Below are 17,444 nucleotides of genomic sequence, written 5' to 3'. Positions count from 1 at the left end.
GGAGAGGGCCATGCGCGGAGTTTTCGTCGACGCCAACGAAGCCCTCGCCGTGATCATGGAGCGGCTGGAGCAGCCGGGCGATCCCAAGGTGCGGATCAACAGGGACCCTGACATCAAGCCCGAGCAATACCCGGAAATCCTCGACGGCGCCGAGATCGCGATCGTCGACCACACCGCGCTGCCGACCGAGGTCGCGAGGAAATGCGCGGGCCTGAAGCACGTCGTGTTCCTCGGCACCGGCGCGCGCAGCTACATGAACCCGGAAGAGCTCGCCGAGCTCGGCATCTCCGTGCACCTGATCAAGGGCTACGGCGACACCGCCGTGGCTGAATCCGCGATCGCGCTGATGTGGGCCTCGGCCCGCGTCATCGCGATGATGGATCGCGAGATGCGCGTCGGCAACTGGCTGCGCGAAGACGGCATGCAGCTCACCGGCAAGACGCTCGGCCTCATCGGCTTCGGCGGCATCGCAGCGGAGGTTGCGCGCATCGCCACAGGCAGCGGCATGAAGGTGATCGCCTGGAACCGCTCGCCGAAGAGCCATCCGGGCGTCACGTTCACCGATCTCGACACCGTGCTGGCGACCAGCGACGTGGTGTCGCTGCACCTTCTGCTCAACGACGAGACGCGCGGCATGATCACGCGCGAGAAGATCTTTGCGATGAAACCCGGCGTCATCCTCATCAACACCGCGCGCGCCGCGGTCGTCGACGAGGCCGCCATGATCGACGGGCTGAAGTCGGGCCACATCCGTCACGCCGGCCTCGACGTCTTCAACATCGAGCCCCTGCCCGGCGATCATCCGCTGACAAAACTGCCGAACGTGACGCTGTCGGCGCATTCGGCGTTCCGCACTCCGGAGGCGAGCGAAAACCTGATTGAAGCGGCATGGGTCCACTGCCGCCGGATCGTGAAAGGATAAGAGCAACGACAATGGCCGACTATCGCACCATCAAGGCAGAGCCGCTCACCAACGCCATCCGCGCCATCGTCAAGGCCGGCGGCTCCACGGACCGAGAAGCCGAGCTCGTCTCCACCAACCTCGTCGAGGCCAATCTTAGGGGACATGACTCGCACGGCGTCGGCATGATCCCGCGCTATGTCCAGAGCGTCACCAACGGCGGCCTCGCCGTGAACCAGCACGTCAAGATCGTGCTCGACACCGGTCCGCTTCTCACCCTCGACGGCCTCACCGGCTATGGCCAGGTGATCGGCCATGAAGCGATGGAGCTGGCTGCCGAGCGTGCCAAGAGCAACGGCGTGTGTCTCGTCGGTCTTTCCAATGCGCACCACATCGGCCGCATCGGCCACTGGGCCGAGCAGTGCATCGACCACGGGCTTGTATCGATTCACTTCGTCAACGTGATCTCGCGCCCGATCGTGGCACCCTGGGGCGGCAGCGATGCGCGCCACGGCACCAACCCGTTCTGCGTCGGCATCCCGCGCAGGGGCAAAGAGCCGATCGTCCTCGACTTCGCCACCAGCAGGATCGCGCAGGGCAAGACCCGCGTCGCCCACAACAAGGGCGTCGAACTGGAGCCCGGCACCATCATCGACAATGAAGGCAAGCCCACCACCAATCCGCGCTACACCGTGATCCCACCGCACGGCGCCATCCTGCCGTTCGGCGAGCACAAGGGTTCGGGTCTCGCGCTGGTGTGCGAAATCCTCGGCGGCGCGCTCTCCGGCGGGCAGGCGGTCAAGGGCCCCTCCGACGGCAAGTACAACGTCCTCAACGGCATGCTCTCGATCGTCATCGACCCGAACAAGCTCGGCACCGGCGAGAATCTTGCGAGCGAGGTCGAGAGTTTTGTTGCCTGGCACACCGGCTCGCCGCCCGCTCCCGGCGTCGACAAGGTCAAGATCGCCGGCGAACCCGAGCGCGAGACCAAGAAGAAGCGGCTCGCCGAAGGCATCCCGGTCGATCCGACCACCTGGCAGGAGATTCTCGCGGCCGGGCAGAAGTTCGGGCTGGATCAGGCCGCGATCGAGAAGATCGTCGGCTAGTCGGAACGAGGCAGATCGCTCGGCATCATCCAGGCCTCCTGCACAATTGCGCAGGGCGATATGGACTAATGCGAAGCTCGTGCCGCGGATTTGAACCGGCCCGCCTTGTCTGGCGACAATGCGGATATCCCGGCTCACACCGCCTCAGAGGTTCACATGCTCTCCCGTCTCGCAAAGCTCGTATCCGGCTCCAGCGCGCCGCCGCCCTCGGCCGACCTCTACCGGCATCGACTCGCCATCTATGAAAGCGAGCTTGGCGAGCCCGAGCACAGCTTCACCGACAGCGCGGAGCGCCGCATCGACATCCACGCCTTTGGCCGCGATTTCGTGCCGGTGTGCCGAGAGGGATCTGACGAAGGCTACGTGCTTCTGACCAACGGCATGAGCGAGCAGCGGATGCCGGGATCACATGGCGACGCCAAGCCGCGTGCCGAGCTGATGTGGTACGTCCGCGAGCCGACAGAGGAGGTTTGCGCCAATCTGCGCTGGCTGGCCAATCTGCCGTTCATCGACACGACCTGGTTCGGCTTCGGCCATCGCGTCGCGCTGCCGTGGCCGCCGGTTGCAGGAACGGACTTCCAGACGTTTCTGTTTCTCACGCCAGTCATCGGCCCCGATAAGGAGATCGCCGAGGCGCTGGAGATCGCGGGCGATCCGGTGGAGATATTGACCGTGAACCTGATCTCGCATCAGGAGCTCGCACTGATCAAGTCCAGGGGGCTCGATCCGTTTCTCGATCTGCTCGATGAGAACGACTATCCGCCGATCTTCGATCCGGCGCGGAAATCGTATGTGTAGGGTGGGTTAGCTGAGCGGATGCGCGAAGCGCATCTGCTCGGCGTAACCCACCTCTTCTGTCTCTGCGGATAGGAACAGCGGTGGGTTACGCCTTTGGCTAACCCACCCTACGCAGTTCGCCTCGCCTTAATCCACCATCTCCGCGACCGCCTTGCCGCAGGCCGTGGTGTCGGCGTTGCCGCCGAGATCCCTGGTGCGCAGCGTGCGTTCGGCGAGCGTGCGCTCGATCGCATCGACGATCGAGCGGCCGGCTTCCTTCTCGCCGAGATGCTCGAACATCATCGCACCCGACCAGATTGCGCCGATCGGGTTGGCGATGCCCTGCCCCGCAATGTCGGGCGCCGATCCGTGCACCGGCTCGAACACCGAGGGGAAATCGCCCTCGGGATTGATGTTGCCTGATGGCGCGATACCAATGGTGCCGGTGCAGGCCGGGCCGAGGTCGGAGAGGATGTCACCGAACAGATTGGAGCCGACGACAACGTCGAACCAGTCCGGATGCAGCACGAAGTTCGCCGTGAGGATGTCGATGTGGTACTTGTCCCACTTCACGCCCGGGAATTTCTTGGCCATCGCCTCCACGCGCTCGTCCCAATAGGGCATGGTGATGGAGATGCCGTTCGACTTGGTCGCCGAGGTCAGGTGCTTCTTCGGCCGCGACTGCGCGAGCTCGAAGGCGAATTTGAGAATGCGGTCGACGCCGGTGCGGGTCATCACCGTCTGCTGGGTGACGAATTCACGGTCGGTGTCCGGGAACATGCGGCCGCCGACGGCGGAATATTCGCCTTCGGTGTTCTCGCGCACCACCCAGAAATCGATGTCGCCGGGCTTGCGGTTCGCCAGCGGCGAGGGCACGCCGGGCATCAGCCGCACCGGGCGCAGGTTCACGTACTGGTCGAACTCGCGGCGGAATTTGATCAGCGAGCCCCACAGCGAGACGTGATCCGGGATCTTGGCCGGCCAGCCGACGGCACCGAAATAGATCGCGTCGTGCTTGCCGATTTTTTCCTTCCAGTCATCCGGCATCATCTGGCCGTGCTTCTCGTAATAGTCCCAGGACGAGAAGTCGAAATGGTCGAAATGCAGGGACACGCCGTGCTTCTTCGCCGCTGCCTCCAAAACGCGCAGGCCCTCGGGCATCACTTCCTTGCCGATGCCGTCGCCTGGAATGACCGCGATCCGGTATTGTTTCTTGCTCATCGAGAACGTCCTTGGTTGGTCCGGCAGCCGCCGTCTTTTGATCGCCCTGCAATGAACCAAAGTCGCGGGCAGTGCAACGCTGCACTGCAATGTTGACCGTGGCACGACCGACCGCCTACTGATTTCATTGTGTTCCCATCTTGCGAGTAACCCCCATGGATCTGCATCTGCGTGGCAAGCGCGTCCTGATCACGGGCGCGTCCAAGGGCATCGGCGCCGCCGCCGCCGAGGCGTTCGCCGAGGAAGGCGCGCATCTCCTGCTCGCCGCGCGCAGCGGCGATCAGCTCAAGGCGCTGGCGGATCGCTTGCGGTCTGCTCACCAGATCGACGCCGCGACGAGCATCGTCGACCTGCGCAAGACCGAAGACATCGCACGGCTGGCCAAGGAGGCCGCCGACATCGACATCCTTGTCAACAATGCCGGCGACATCCCCGGCGGCTCGATCGACAAGATCGACGAGGCGACCTGGCGCCACGCCTGGGAATTGAAAGTGTTCGGCTACATCAACCTCACGCGGCAGATCTACGCCCAGATGAAGGCGAAGGGCGGCGGGGTCATCGTCAACGACATCGGCGCGGCCGGCGAGAAATTCGACGCCAATTACATCTGCGGTAGCGCCGGCAACGCCGCATTGATGGCCTTCACCCGCGCGCTCGGCGGCAAGAGCCTCGCCGACAACATCCGTGTGGTCGGCATCAATCCCGGCCCTGTCGGCACCGATCGCCACGTCACCCTGCTCAAGACGCGGGCAAAGCACCAGTTCGGCGACGAGAGCCGCTACAGGGAATTCCAGAAGAGCCTGCCGCTCGGCCGCCCCGCGCATGCACGCGAGATCAGCGACCTCATGGCGTTCCTTGCGTCGGATCGCGCCGGCTATACGTCCGGGGTAATCTACACGGTGGATGGCGGCATCAGCGCAGGTTGGGGTTAATTCTATCCCTGTCATTGCGAGCGCAGCGAAGCAATCCAGTCTGGCACCGCAGATACATTTCTGGATTGCTTCGCTACGCTCGCAATGACGATTGAATAAGCATAGGAGTATTATAGTTGTCTCAAGACCTGATCCGCGAAACCGCCTGCACCGTCGTCGACAAGCTGCGGTCCGGCGACGTCTCGCCGCTTGAACTGCTGGATGTGCTGGAGAAGCGCATCGCCGAGGTCGACGGCAAGGTCAATGCGCTGCCGACGCTGTGCTTCGATCGCGCGCGGACCAATGCGAAGGCGTTGATGCAGAAGCCGGCCGGGGCGCGCGGACTGCTCGCAGGCCTGCCGGTGCCGATCAAGGACCTGACCGACGTCGCCGGCGTGCTGAACACGCAGGGTTCGCCGATCTTCAAGGACAACATCCCTGCGAAGTCCGACCTGATGGTCGAGAACCTCGAGGCCAATGGCGCAGTCGTCTACGCCAAATCGAACACGCCGGAATTCGGCGCCGGCGCCAACACCTTCAACGAAGTGTTCGGCGCCACGCTCAATCCCTGGGATACGTCCAAATCGGCAGCGGGCTCTTCGGGCGGCGCAGCGGTGGCGCTTGCGACCGGCATGGCCTGGCTGGCGCAGGGCTCCGACATGGGCGGCAGCCTGCGCAGCCCGGCGAGCTTCTGCGGCATCGTCGGCATGCGGCCGAGCATCGGCCGCGTCGCACATACCCCTAAATCGGGTATCGATCGCAATCTCGGCGTCGTCGGCCCGATGGCGCGCAACGTCGAGGATCTCGCGCTGCTTCTGGATGCCATGAGCGGCGACTATGCGGACGATCCGCTGTCGCTGCCGGCCCCCGCAAACTCGTTCCTGTCGGCGGCCCAAGCGGGCAAGAAACCGAAGCGCATCGCCTACTCGCCCGATCTCGGCATCACCCCGGTCGATCCCAAAGTGAAGGCGATCACGCGCAAGGCCGCCGAACGTTTCGCGGAAGCCGGCGCCATCGTCGAGGAGGCGCATCCGGACTGGCGCGAGGCGCATGAATGCTTCCACGTGCTGCGCGCCTTCGATTTCGCGATCACCAAGGCCAATCTGCTGCGCACCAAGCGCGACCTGCTCAAGCCCGAGGTGATCTGGAATATCGAGGAAGGCCTCAAGCTCACGGTCGAGCAGCTCGCGCGCGCCGAGGCGCAGCGCGTCGGCATGACCGCCCGCGCGGTCGAGTTCTTCCAAAACTATGATCTGCTGCTGGTGCCGACGACGATCGTGCCGCCCTTCCCGATCGAAAACCGCTACGTCGCCGAATGCGACGGCAAGAGGTTCGAGAACTACATCGAATGGCTCGGCATCGTCTACGCCATCACGCTCGCCTGCTGCCCGGCGCTGTCGCTGCCCTGCGGCTTCACGGCATCGGGCCTGCCGGTCGGTTTGCAGGTGGTCGGCGCGCCACGTGCCGACGCCCAGGTGATTGCCGGGGCGAAGGTGCTGGAGGATATCCTGGGCGTGCGCGGGACCACGCCGATCGATCCGCGGGTGAAGAAGTAAGGCGAACTGCGCGCCCGGTGCACTCCCTCGCCCCGTTCTGACGGGGAGAGGGTTGGGGTGAGGGGCTGCTTCCGCAAACGCGGTAACAGCTGGACTCGCGGAGACTCCCCCTCACCCGGAATTTGCTGCGCAAATTCCGGCCTCTCCCCGCAAGCGGGGAGAGGCGAAGGATCACCGCCCGCTCGTCGCCTCCAGGCCGCGGCTGTAGCGCGACATCGCGAAGCAGAACACAAAATAGATCGCGGCGACGAAGATGTAGACCTCGACCGAGAACTGCTGCCAGGCCGGATCGATGATCGCCGTCTTGGCTGTCGTCAGCAGGTCGAAGATGCCGATGATCAGGACAAGGCTGGTATCCTTGAAGAAGGCGATGAAGGTGTTGACCAGCGGCGGGATGACGTGGCGAATCGCCTGCGGCAGGACGATCAGCCGGTGCTTGCGCCAATAGGACAGCCCCAGCGCATCGGCGGCCTCGTATTGTCCGCGCGGCACGGCCTGAAGGCCGCCGCGAATGACTTCGGCAAGGTAAGCGCCCGCGAACAGGATGATCGCGATCTGGGCGCGCAGCAGCTTGTCGATGTTGAAGCCGCTGGGCATGAACAGCGGAAACATCACGCTCGCCATGAACAGCAGGCTGACCAGCGGCACGCCGCGGATCAGCTCGACATAGAGCACGCTGAGCGAGCGGATCGCCGGCAGCTTTGAGCGACGGCCGAGCGCGACGAGGATGCCAAGCGGGAAGCCGAAGGCGAGACCGAACGTCGCCAGGATCAGCGTCACCGGCAGTCCGCCCCAGCGGTCCTGCGATACGAAGGACAGGCCGAACACGCCGCCCCACATCAGCACGCTGATCAGCGCCAGCACACCGATCCAGAGATAGACCAGCTCGCGCCGCCAGAAGGCACGACGGCTGGAGAGATAGAACAGCGCGATGAACAGCACCACCGACAGCGCCGGCCGCCACTGCTCGTCGAACGGATAGGTGCCGAATAGGATGAAGCGATATTTCTCGGGGATGATCGCCCAGCAGGCGCCGAAGCCGCGGACGGCACGGCACGCGCTCGAATCGTTCGCGGGCGTCAGCCACACGGCATTCGCGATGCCCCACTGCACGAAGCTGAAGATGCTCTTGGCGAGGATCGCCAGCAGCACGACTGACAGAATGCCGTTGGGAATCGACGAGAACAGATTGGTGCGCAGCCAGCGCAGCACCGGATTTCCCGTCTGAGGGCGGCGCGCGGCGCGCGGGGCATCCGGACTATCGGTGATCGCCGTCATGCTCAGCGCTCCACCAGCGCGATACGCGCGTTGTACCAGTTCATGAAGAAGCTGATGCCAAGGCTGATGGTCAGGAACACCGCCATGATCAGCGCGATCGCCTCGATCGCCTGCCCGGTCTGGTTTAGCGTGGTGTTGGCGACCGAGACCACGTCCTGGTAGCCAATCGCGACCGCGAGCGAGGAGTTCTTGGTCAGGTTGAGGTATTGGCTCGTCATCGGCGGCACGATCACGCGCAGCGCCTGCGGCAGGATGATCTGCCGCAGCATGAAGCTGCGGCGCAGGCCGAGCGCGTTGGCGGCATCCCACTGCCCGCGCGGAACCGACTGGATGCCGCTGCGCACGATCTCGGCGATGAAGGCCGAGGTGTAGGTGACGAGCGCAATCAGCAGCGCAAAATATTCCGGCGCCAGCGTCAGCCCGCCGACGAAGTTGAAGCCGCGCAGTTCGGGCCATTCGATCGCCCAGGGCACGCCGAGCAGAACCGACACTGCGGCCGGCAGCACGACGATGAGGCCGAGCGCGACCGGCCATGCCGACCGCGGCTTGCCGTCCCGCATCTGCTGCGCAATCTGCCGTCGTCTGAAGACATAGAACACGGCGCAGCCCAGCGCGGCGGTGCCGAGCACCCAGAGCTGCGGCACCCCGATCGGGATCGCCGGCAGGATCAGGCCGCGATTGGAGAGGAACACCCCCTCGAGCGGCCGGAACGCAGCGCGCGCGGCCGGCAATGCCTGCATCAGCACGTACCAGAACAGGAGCTGAAGCAGCAGCGGGATGTCGCGGAGCGTCTCGACATAGACGGCGGCGAGTCGCGACAACAGCCAGTTGGCCGATAACCGCGAGATCCCGATCAGCGTGCCCAGGATGGTCGCAAGCACGATGCCGATCACCGCGACACGCAGAGTGTTGGCGATCCCGACGACGAAGGCCCAGAGGTAGGTGTCGCGCGGATTATAGGCGAGCAGGCTGTCGGCAATCGGCATGCCAGCTTCGCGGCCGAGAAAGGCAAAGCCGGTGGTGATGCGGCGGGCCGACAGGTTGGTGACGGTGTTGGACCAGAGGAAGGCGATCACCCCAACCGCGATCCCGACCACCAGGACCTGCCAGAACAGGCCTTTCAGTTCCCGTCGTCCGAAGGCGCCGAAAAAGCGGCGGCGCGGCGGCGGTCTCGGACCATCTGATGTCACAGCGCAAAAATCCTTCTCAAAACCAGCGATTTCCGGCGGCGCACGTCAACTGTTGCACCAAACTCTAATTCATGCAACAAATGTTTCATGGCCGAGCCCGCGAAATCCTCGCCGCTGAGCGAACTGCGCATTGCATTGCCATCGCTCCCGATGCGCTTGCAGGAGGTCGGGCGCTTCGTCGCCGCGAATGATTACGACGCCACCACCCGCTCGATGCGCGATCTCGCAGCCGTTGCCGGCGCCGATCCCGCCGCCTTCACGCGGCTTGCAAAAGCCATCGGCTATTCCGGCTGGGACGAGTTGCGCGCGGCGCTGACCGAGGCGCGGCGGCCCTTGCAGACCTCGCCCTTCTCCGGCCGCGCAAAGAGCCGGCGTCATGGTCCGCACGCCGATGTCGCGCTCGTTACCGACAAGCTCGAGGCCGAGGCCGCCGGCCTTCCGCGCATTCCGGCGCAGCCGATTGCAGAGGCGGCCCGCTCGCTGCACGACGCAAAGCGGATCTGGATCGCAGGCTATCGCAGCTGCCGCAGCGTCGCGGAACTCCTGAACTACGAACTGCGACTGTTCCGCCCCGAACAGGTGCAACTCGTCGGCGCGTCCGGTCCCGACGACCTCGATCTTGGGGCCTTCCGCCCCGGCGAAGCCGTCATCGTCATCGGCTTCCTGCCCTACACCCACGCGAGCGTCCGGGTCGCGCAGGCCGCCTATCGCGCCGGTGCGACGCTGATTGCGATCGCCGACAGCGTGTCGGCCCCGATGGCCGAGGGCGCCGACCATGTGCTGCTGTTCGAAGCAGCCTCCTCTCCCGGCTTTTTCCCGAGCCTCACCGGCGCCATCGCGATTGCGCAGTCGCTTGCCGCGGTGACGTTCTCGCTCGGCGGCCTGGCCGCGAAGAAGCGCCTGGAGAATACCGAGGCCCGGCTCGCCGCGGCCGCCACCTACGTCTCAGAGAAAGGTTGACCCATGGCCGCTCGCACCAGCCGCGTGCTGCACCGCTCGTTGCGCGAAACGCCGCCCAAGGCGATCGGCGGCGAAGGCGTCTATCTTTTCGCCGAGGACGGGCGGCGCATCATCGACGCCTCCGGCGGCGCGGCGGTCTCCTGCCTCGGCCACCAGCATCCGCGCGTGATCGCGGCGATGGCGAAGCAGGCTTCGACGCTGGCCTATGCGCACACCGCCTTCTTCTCCTCCGAGCCGGCGGAAGCGCTCGCGGAGACGCTGGTCGGGCACGAGCCCGGCGGTCTCGCCTATGCCTATTTCGTCAGTGGCGGATCGGAGGCGATCGAGGCCAGCATCAAGCTCGCGCGGCAATATTTCATCGAGCGCGGCGAGCCGCAGCGACAGCATTTCATCGCGCGGCGGCAGAGTTATCACGGCAACACGCTCGGCGCGCTCGCCGCCGGCGGCAATGCCTGGCGCCGGGCGCCCTACGCGCCGCTGCTGTCGGCCGCCTTCAGCCATGTGACTCCCGCCTTCGCCTATCATGAGAAGCACGACGGCGAGTCGGATGCGCAATTCGTGGCGCGGCTCGCAACCGAGCTCGAAGCTGAGTTTCAACGGCTCGGTCCCAACACCGTTGCGGCATTCCTCGCCGAGCCCGTCGTCGGCGCCACCGCCGGCGCGGTGACGGCGCCGGACGGTTACTTCAAGGCAGTGCGCGAAATCTGCGACCGGCATGGTGCGCTGCTCATCCTGGACGAAGTCATGTGCGGCATGGGCCGCACCGGCACCACGCATGCCTGGCAGCAGGAAGGTATTGCGCCCGATATCCAGGCCATCGCGAAGGGACTCGGCGGCGGCTACCAGCCGATTGGCGCGATGCTCGCGAGCGGCAAGATCATCGACACCATCCGCGCCGGCTCGGGCGCCTTCCAGCATGGCCATACCTACCTGGCGCACCCCCTCGCCTGCGCAGCCGCGCTCGCGGTGCAGGACGTAATCCGCGAGGACGGCCTGCTCGATCGCGTGAAAGAGCGCGGCCGGCAACTCGAGCAGCGACTGACCGAGCGCTTCGGCAATCACCGCCATGTCGGCGATATCAGGGGACGCGGCCTGTTCTGGGCGATCGAGCTCGTCGCCGATCGCGCCAGCCGCACCTCGTTCGATCCGGCGCTCAAGCTCAACCAGAAGATCAAGGCGGAGGCATTCGCCAACGGGCTCGGCTGCTATCCCGGCGGCGGCACCGTGGACGGCGTCCGCGGCGACCACGTGCTGCTAGCGCCGCCCTACATCGCTTCGGCCGACGAGATCGACCTGATCGTCGACAAGCTCGGCACCGCCGTCGACAACGTGTTGCGTAGTGTCAATCACTGAGGGGAGAGTAGCATGATGAGGAAAATGGTTATCGCAGCGGGCGCGCTCGCGGCGTCGGCGGTGGTCGCGCAGGCGGCGACGCTCGACACGGTGAAGAGCCGCAGCACGCTGGTGTGCGGCGTCAGCGCCGGCTTTGCCGGCTTCTCCGCGCCGGACTCGCAAGGCAACTACAAGGGTCTCGACGTCGACTATTGCCGCGCGCTCGCCGCCGGCGTGCTGGGTGATGCCAGCAAGGTTCGCTACGTCTCGCTGACCGCGCAGAACCGCTTCACGGCGCTGCAATCGGGCGAGATCGACGTGCTCTACCGCAACTCGACGCAAACCTATTTGCGCGGCGTGACGCTCGGCCTGCGCCAGGGCCCGATCAACTTCTACGACGGCCAAGGCTTTGTCGTGAAGAAGGACCTCGGCGTGAAGGAGATCAAGGACCTGAAGGGCGCCACCGTCTGCGTTGCGCAGGGCACCACGCACGAGGTCACGCTCGGCGACTACGGCCGCGCCAACGGCATCGACTGGAAGCCGCTGGTGTTCGACCGCGTCGACACTATGTACCAGACCTTCTTCGGCGGCCGCTGCGATGCCATGACCCAGGACGCTTCCGCGCTTGCCGGCGCGGTGACGACCGCAGCGCCTAACCCGGCCGACTACGTCGTGCTGCCGCAGACCATCAGCAAGGAGCCGCTCGGGCCCTTCACCCGCAACGGCGACGAGGTCTGGAGCGACATCATCACCTGGCTGCATTACGGGCTGATCGAGGCCGAGGAGCTCGGCGTCACCCAGGCCAATGTCGATGAGATGGCGAAGTCGCAAACGCCGGCGATCCAGCGGCTGTTGGGGGCCTCCGGCGATCTCGGCTCGCGGCTTGGGCTCGACAACAAATGGCTGGTCACGGCGATCAAGGCCACCGGCAATTACGGCGAGATCTACGAGCGCAATGTCGGCAAGGCGAGCCCGCTCAAGCTCGACCGCGGCCTCAACGGACTCTGGAACAAGGGCGGCTTGATGTACGCCGTGCCGTTCAAGTAGACGGTGCTTCACCTCTCCCCGCATGCGGGGAGAGGTCGGATTGCGCTCGGCGATGCAGAGCATCGTCCGCAGCAATCCGGGTGAGGGGGAGTCTTCGCGAGTCCAACTCTCACCGTCCTCGCGAAGAATCCCCCTCACCCCACCCTCTCAGCGCGAGCGAAGCTCGTCGCGGCCCCGCAAGCGGGGCGAGGGAGAAGAGACATCCCATGCGCATCGCCCTCATCCACGCTCTCAAGCATTCCATCGCCCCGATCGAGGCCGCGTTCGCGACGGCGTGGCCAGAGGCGCGGCTGATGAACCTGCTCGACGACAGCCTGTCGGCGGATCTGGCGCGCGACGGTGCACTCAACGACACCATGACCGAGCGCTTCCTGGCGCTCGGGGACTACGCCGCTGCCACTGGCGCGGATGCGATCCTGTTCACCTGCTCGGCCTTCGGCCCCTGCATCGAGGCGGTGGCGCACGCGCATGCGCCGATGCCGGTGCTCAAGCCGAACGAGGCCATGATCGAACGGGCGGTGACGATGGGCAAGCGCATCGGCCTGCTCTCGACCTTCGCGCCGACGCTGGCCTCGATGCCGCCGGAGTTTCCGGCCTCCGTTCAGGTCGTGCCAAAGCTTGCCGAGGGCGCGCTGGCGGCGCTCGATCGCGGCGACCGCGCCACGCACGACAGGCTGATTGTCGAGGCGTCAAAGGGCTTGCGCGATTGCGACGTCATTGCGCTCGCGCAATTCAGCATCGCGGCAACCGCGCCGCTGGTCGCCGAGGCCACTGGCCGACCGGTCGTGACGACCCCGGACAGCGCGGTCGACAAGCTGATGAGGCTGCTGAAAGCGAAGGTCTAGGCGCCGGACCTTTTCCGACGTCGCGCATCCTTGATCGCAGCAGCGAGCGCGGCCTTCGTTTCGTTCACAAAATCCTCGACCAGTTCCTCGCGCGTGGCATGCGCCGACTCGCCGGTGAACAGGCCCTGCTCCGCCAGCATCACCACGCCATGCACGGCCGCCCAGATCTTGAGCGCTTGCCGTTCGCGCAAATAGCCGACGGCAGGCACTTCCAGGGCCTCGATCACAAGCGCAAACGTCTCGCGCGTGGCCGCGTGCAGCTCACTGCCCTTGGCCGCGCACGACACGGTGCGCGAGGCGAACATCAGGCGGTAGATGCCGTTGCGGCGCAGGCCGAAGTCGAGTGTTGCCTGCGCGAGCCGCGATAGTTTCGATTGCTTGGACGGCTTTGCCATCGCCTCGCTTAGAATCGCGCTGAGCTGCCGGAACGCCTCCGCCGTCACCGCTGCCAGCAACGCCTCGCGGTCGGCGAAATGCCGGTAGGGCGCCGGCTGCGAGACGCCGAGCTGCTTTGCCAGCGCCTTGATGCTGATTGCCTCGGCGCCGCCCTGCTCCGCCTCGCGCAACGCGGCCTTGATCAAGGCATCGCGGAGATCGCCGTGGTGGTAGGTGTTCTCGGGCTTGCGGGCGAGTTGTGAACGCATGTTGCGGCCAAGCCTATAAGTTTGCGCTTGACAGGGGAAGCCTGTCGCGAATGTAATAGTATATAACTTAGAACGAGCGGCAAATGCCGCCCATCAGAGGAACGCGCCGTCCTTCGGACGCCGCGCGCATACGACCAAGGAAGCCGCCATGACAGAGCGACTGAAGGTTCACGTCGACCCCGACAAATGCCAGGGCCATGCCCGTTGCAAGGCGTTGGCGCCGGAGCTGTTCGAGCTCGACGAATACGGCAACGCCCGCGAAGCCGGCGACGGCACGGTTCCGCCGGGACTCGAAGACAAGGCCTGGCTTGCCAAATCCAATTGCCCGGAAATCGCAATCGATGTGATCGAGGAGTAGCGCGGGCTTCCTGCGTGCCCGCATGCGCGTGATTTCAGCGAACAACAGCCTGAGGATCTTCCCGCGATGTCCGACGTCAGCCAACCTCTCGCCCATCCGCCCGTGACCGACTGGATCAACGATTTCGACCATACCGATCCGCAATGGACGGAAGACCCCTTCCCGATCTGGGACGAGCTGCGCTCCGCAAGCCCGGTGGTGCACACCGAGCGCTTCCTCGGCTGCTACATGCCGACGACCTACGAGGCGGTGCGCGAGATAGCCAACGACTCCGAGCATTTCTCCTCGCGCCGCATCATCGTCCGCGACGTCCGGCCGGAGATTTCCCGGAACGCGGCCCCGCCGATCACCTCCGATCCGCCCGTGCACAAGCCGGCCAAGCAGTTGCTGCTGCCCCCCTTCACGCCCGACGCGATGAAGAAGCTCGAGCCGAGGGTCCGCGCCATCTGCAACGAGCTGATCGACGGCTTCGTCTCCGACGGCAAGGTCGATGCCGCAGCGCGCTACAGCAAATACATCCCAGTTCGGGCCATCGCCCATATGCTCGGCATTCCCGAGAGCGACAGCGACCTCTTCGTCAACTGGATCCACATGATCCTGGAGCTCGGCATCAAGGACGAGACCATGCTGCTCCAGGCGGTGCACGAGATGAGCGACTATTTCAGGACGCATATCGAGGAGCGTAGATCGAAGCCGACCGACGATCTCATCTCCTATCTGATGAACGCCAAGGACAAGGAAGGCCAGCCGTTGGAAGAGTCCCACGTGCTGGGATCGCTGCGGCTGCTCCTGATCGCCGGCATCGACACCACCTGGAGCGCGATCGGCTCCTCGCTCTGGCATCTCGCCAGAACGCCCGCCGACCGCGAGCGCCTGCTGGCCGAACCCAAACTGATCCCGATCGCCGTGGAGGAACTGCTGCGGGCCTATTCGCCGGTGACCATGGCCCGCGAGGTCGTCAAGGAGACCACGATCTCAGGCTGCCCGGTCAAGGCGGGCAACATGGTGCTGCTGTCGTTCCCGGCCGCCAACCGCGACCCCAAGATGTTTCCGGACGCTGACAAAGTCGTGATCGACCGACGCGAGAACCGCCACGCCGCCTTCGGCCTCGGCATCCACCGCTGCGTCGGTTCCAACCTTGCGCGCATGGAGATGCAGGTTGCGCTGGAGGAATGGCTGAAGCGCATTCCGGACTTCCGGCTCGATCCGGCAGGCACCGTGACCTGGTCGCAGGGCACGGTGAGAGGCCCCCGCCAGTTGCCATTTCTGCTCGGAAAGGCGATGTAGGCCTCTCCAACTGAGATACGGAGAGAGGCCGGACGTGACTGAGCAAGCAACCCAACCGGCCTCCGACCACATTGACATCGCCGACGCCGAGCGGCGGATCAAGGCGATCTTCATCGGCTCGATCGGCAATCTCGTCGAGTGGTACGACTTCTACGCCTATACGGCGTTCGCGCTCTATTTCGCTCCCGCCTTCTTCCCCGGCAACGACCCGGTCGTGCAGCAATTGAACGTCGCCGTCGTATTCGCAGCGACCTTCCTGATGCGGCCCTTGGGCGGTTGGTTCTTCGGCTACCTTGCCGACCATTACGGCCGGCGTATCTCGCTGACGCTGTCCGTCGTCTTCATGTGCTTCGGCTCGCTGATCATTGCGCTGACACCCACCTATGCCACGATCGGCCTTGCCGCGCCGGTGATCCTGGCGCTGGCCCGCGTGATCGAAGGCCTGAGCCTCGGCGGCGAATACGGCGCCAGCGCCACCTATCTCAGCGAGGTCGCCGATCCCAGGCACCGCGGCTTCTATTCGAGTTTCCAATATGTGACCTTGATCGGCGGCCAGCTCACCGCGATCATCGTGCTGCTGCTCCTGCAAAAGGTCTTCCTCACGCCGGAGGAGCTGAAGGCCTGGGGCTGGCGCATCCCGTTTGCGATCGGCGCGGGGCTGGCGATCTTTGCCGCAGTGATGCGGCGCAATCTGCACGAGACCGAGGCGTTCGAGGAAGCCAAGAAGGTGGTGAAGCCGACCGGCTCGATCACCAATCTGCTGCGCTATCCGCGCGAACTGCTGCTGGTGGTGGGCCTCACCGCCGGCGGCACCGCTGCGTTCTACACCTTCACCACCTACATGCAGACCTTCGTCAAACTCTCGGTCGGGCTGACCGAAGACCAGACCACCTTCGTGATCTTCGGCACACTGATCTTCGCGACCATCCTGCAGCCGATCTACGGCGCCATCTCCGACAAGATCGGCCGCAAGCCGTTGCTGATCTTCTTCGGCGTCGCCGGTACGCTCGCGACCGTGCCGCTGCTGATGACGCTGAAGGAGACGAAGTCGCCCTTCATGGCCTTCATCCTGATCTGCTGTGCCTGGCTGTTCGTCGCCGGCTACACCTCGATCAACGCCGTGGTGAAGGCCGAGCTGTTCCCGACCAATGTCCGCGCGCTCGGCGTCGGCCTGCCCTATGCCATCACGGTCTCGATCTTCGGCGGCACGGCACCGGCGATCGCGCTCTACTTCAAGAGCATCGGGCACGAGGAATGGTTCTACTTCTACCTCAGCGGCGTCATCTGCCTGTCGCTGATCATCTATTCCACCATGCGCGACACCAAGCACGCCTCCGCAATGCATCGCCACGAGTAAGCTGATGGCCGACGACAACGAGCCGCCCGACAGCAAGCTGACGCGCACCAAGGAGAAATGGGCGCGCGAGGGCCGCTTCCTCACCGGCAAGATCACGCGTCCGGAAGATCAAAGGCTACCGCCGGGCCAGCACCTCACCAAGGACTGGCCGGTGCTCGACCTCGGAGTCGTGCCACCGGTCTCGCGTGAGCGCTGGCGGCTCGACGTCTACGGCGCGATCGAACATCCCGTGTTCTGGACCTTCGCCGAGTTCACTGCACAGAAGCAGGCCCAGTTCACCTCCGACATTCACTGCGTGACGACCTGGTCGCGCTACGACAACCTTTGGGAAGGCCTCGCCACGCGCGAACTGCTCGCCGCCTGCCGGCCGCGCGAGGATGCGCGCTTCGTCGTACTGCATTCCTATGACGGCTACACCACCAACCTCGCACTGGACGATTTTGCCGCCGAGGACGCTCTGCTCGCCCATAGCTGGTCCGGCCAGCCGCTGACGGAGGAGCATGGCGGCCCGGTGCGGCTGGTCGTGCCGCACCTGTATTTCTGGAAGAGCGCCAAATGGCTCCAGGCGATCGAATTCCTGACCGACGACGCGCCCGGTTTCTGGGAAGTCCGCGGCTATCATAACCGCGGCGATCCCTGGGCCGAGCAGCGCTATTCAAGCGACTAAGTTTCAA

Annotated in this window: 17 protein-coding genes; 13 read left to right on the top strand and 4 right to left on the bottom strand. The window is 65.1% G+C overall.

Annotated elements, in window-relative coordinates:
- Positions 1-10: 10 nt before the first annotated feature.
- The 3 genes from XI08_RS04355 to XI08_RS04345 all read left to right on the top strand — a co-directional run bounded on the left by XI08_RS04355 (position 11) and on the right by XI08_RS04345 (position 2,805).
- The gene (locus XI08_RS04355; protein ID WP_271573491.1) at positions 11-922 is read left to right on the top strand and encodes an NAD(P)-dependent oxidoreductase; all 912 of its coding nucleotides are present in this window, start codon (positions 11-13) and stop codon (positions 920-922) included.
- An 11-nt stretch (positions 923-933) separates the two neighbouring features.
- Complete coding sequence (locus tag XI08_RS04350) at positions 934-2,007, top strand: malate/lactate/ureidoglycolate dehydrogenase (protein WP_271573490.1); 1,074 nt, start codon at positions 934-936, stop codon at positions 2,005-2,007.
- A 156-nt stretch (positions 2,008-2,163) separates the two neighbouring features.
- Positions 2,164-2,805: a suppressor of fused domain protein gene (locus XI08_RS04345; protein ID WP_271573489.1), complete on the top strand. Its 642-nt coding sequence runs from the start codon at positions 2,164-2,166 to the stop codon at positions 2,803-2,805.
- 126 nt (positions 2,806-2,931) lie between these two features.
- Here XI08_RS04345 and XI08_RS04340 read toward each other — a convergent pair whose 3' ends face one another.
- Positions 2,932-4,005: a tartrate dehydrogenase gene (locus XI08_RS04340; protein WP_271573488.1), complete on the bottom strand. Its 1,074-nt coding sequence runs from the start codon at positions 4,003-4,005 to the stop codon at positions 2,932-2,934.
- 155 nt (positions 4,006-4,160) lie between these two features.
- Between XI08_RS04340 and XI08_RS04335 the strand changes: the two genes are divergently transcribed.
- Together XI08_RS04335 and XI08_RS04330 are read left to right on the top strand one after the other, a co-directional pair.
- The gene (locus XI08_RS04335; protein WP_271573487.1) at positions 4,161-4,937 is read left to right on the top strand and encodes an SDR family oxidoreductase; all 777 of its coding nucleotides are present in this window, start codon (positions 4,161-4,163) and stop codon (positions 4,935-4,937) included.
- 116 nt (positions 4,938-5,053) lie between these two features.
- Positions 5,054-6,472, top strand: coding sequence for an amidase (locus XI08_RS04330; RefSeq protein WP_271573486.1), 1,419 nt, complete (start codon positions 5,054-5,056; stop codon positions 6,470-6,472).
- A 171-nt stretch (positions 6,473-6,643) separates the two neighbouring features.
- On the opposite strand, the gene XI08_RS04325 is transcribed toward XI08_RS04330, so the two are convergent.
- On the bottom strand, positions 6,644-7,750 hold the full coding sequence (locus XI08_RS04325; protein ID WP_271573485.1) for an amino acid ABC transporter permease: 1,107 nt from the start codon (positions 7,748-7,750) through the stop codon (positions 6,644-6,646).
- 2 nt (positions 7,751-7,752) lie between these two features.
- Complete coding sequence (locus XI08_RS04320; protein ID WP_271573484.1) at positions 7,753-8,940, bottom strand: amino acid ABC transporter permease; 1,188 nt, start codon at positions 8,938-8,940, stop codon at positions 7,753-7,755.
- Positions 8,941-9,027: 87 nt separating this feature from the next.
- Here XI08_RS04320 and XI08_RS04315 point away from each other — a divergent pair, with 87 nt between their 5' ends.
- The 4 genes from XI08_RS04315 (at position 9,028) to XI08_RS04300 (ending at position 13,124) form a co-directional block, all read left to right on the top strand.
- Positions 9,028-9,900, top strand: a complete 873-nt coding sequence (locus XI08_RS04315) for a MurR/RpiR family transcriptional regulator (protein ID WP_271573483.1) — start codon at positions 9,028-9,030, stop codon at positions 9,898-9,900.
- A 3-nt stretch (positions 9,901-9,903) separates the two neighbouring features.
- Positions 9,904-11,253, top strand: a complete 1,350-nt coding sequence (locus XI08_RS04310; RefSeq protein WP_271573482.1) for an aspartate aminotransferase family protein — start codon at positions 9,904-9,906, stop codon at positions 11,251-11,253.
- Positions 11,254-11,265: 12 nt separating this feature from the next.
- Positions 11,266-12,279, top strand: a complete 1,014-nt coding sequence (locus XI08_RS04305) for an amino acid ABC transporter substrate-binding protein (RefSeq protein ID WP_271573481.1) — start codon at positions 11,266-11,268, stop codon at positions 12,277-12,279.
- A gap of 206 nt (positions 12,280-12,485) precedes the next feature.
- Entirely contained in the window at positions 12,486-13,124 is a 639-nt protein-coding gene (locus tag XI08_RS04300; RefSeq protein WP_271573480.1) for an aspartate/glutamate racemase family protein, read from the top strand.
- Here the strand turns inward: XI08_RS04300 and XI08_RS04295 are convergent.
- Positions 13,121-13,768 (bottom strand): TetR/AcrR family transcriptional regulator, encoded by a 648-nt coding sequence (locus XI08_RS04295; RefSeq protein WP_271573479.1) that lies wholly within the window; start codon positions 13,766-13,768, stop codon positions 13,121-13,123. The genes XI08_RS04300 and XI08_RS04295 overlap by 4 nt on opposite strands.
- 148 nt (positions 13,769-13,916) lie before the next feature.
- On the opposite strand from XI08_RS04295, the gene XI08_RS04290 reads away from it, so the two are divergent.
- From XI08_RS04290 to XI08_RS04275, 4 genes are all read left to right on the top strand, one after another.
- Complete coding sequence (locus XI08_RS04290) at positions 13,917-14,126, top strand: ferredoxin (RefSeq protein ID WP_135172397.1); 210 nt, start codon at positions 13,917-13,919, stop codon at positions 14,124-14,126.
- A 66-nt stretch (positions 14,127-14,192) separates the two neighbouring features.
- Entirely contained in the window at positions 14,193-15,413 is a 1,221-nt protein-coding gene (locus XI08_RS04285; RefSeq protein ID WP_271573478.1) for a cytochrome P450, read from the top strand.
- 34 nt (positions 15,414-15,447) lie between these two features.
- Entirely contained in the window at positions 15,448-16,770 is a 1,323-nt protein-coding gene (locus tag XI08_RS04280; protein ID WP_027544002.1) for an MFS transporter, read from the top strand.
- Positions 16,771-16,774: 4 nt separating this feature from the next.
- Positions 16,775-17,437: a sulfite oxidase-like oxidoreductase gene (locus XI08_RS04275; RefSeq protein WP_271573477.1), complete on the top strand. Its 663-nt coding sequence runs from the start codon at positions 16,775-16,777 to the stop codon at positions 17,435-17,437.
- Positions 17,438-17,444: the final 7 nt, after the last annotated feature.

The sequence above is a fragment of the Bradyrhizobium sp. CCBAU 11361 genome, assembly GCF_028128935.1.
GTDB lineage: Bacteria > Pseudomonadota > Alphaproteobacteria > Rhizobiales > Xanthobacteraceae > Bradyrhizobium > Bradyrhizobium niftali.
Note: the sequence above shows the minus strand (reverse complement) of the source record. Positions and strands in the feature narration are given on the sequence as shown.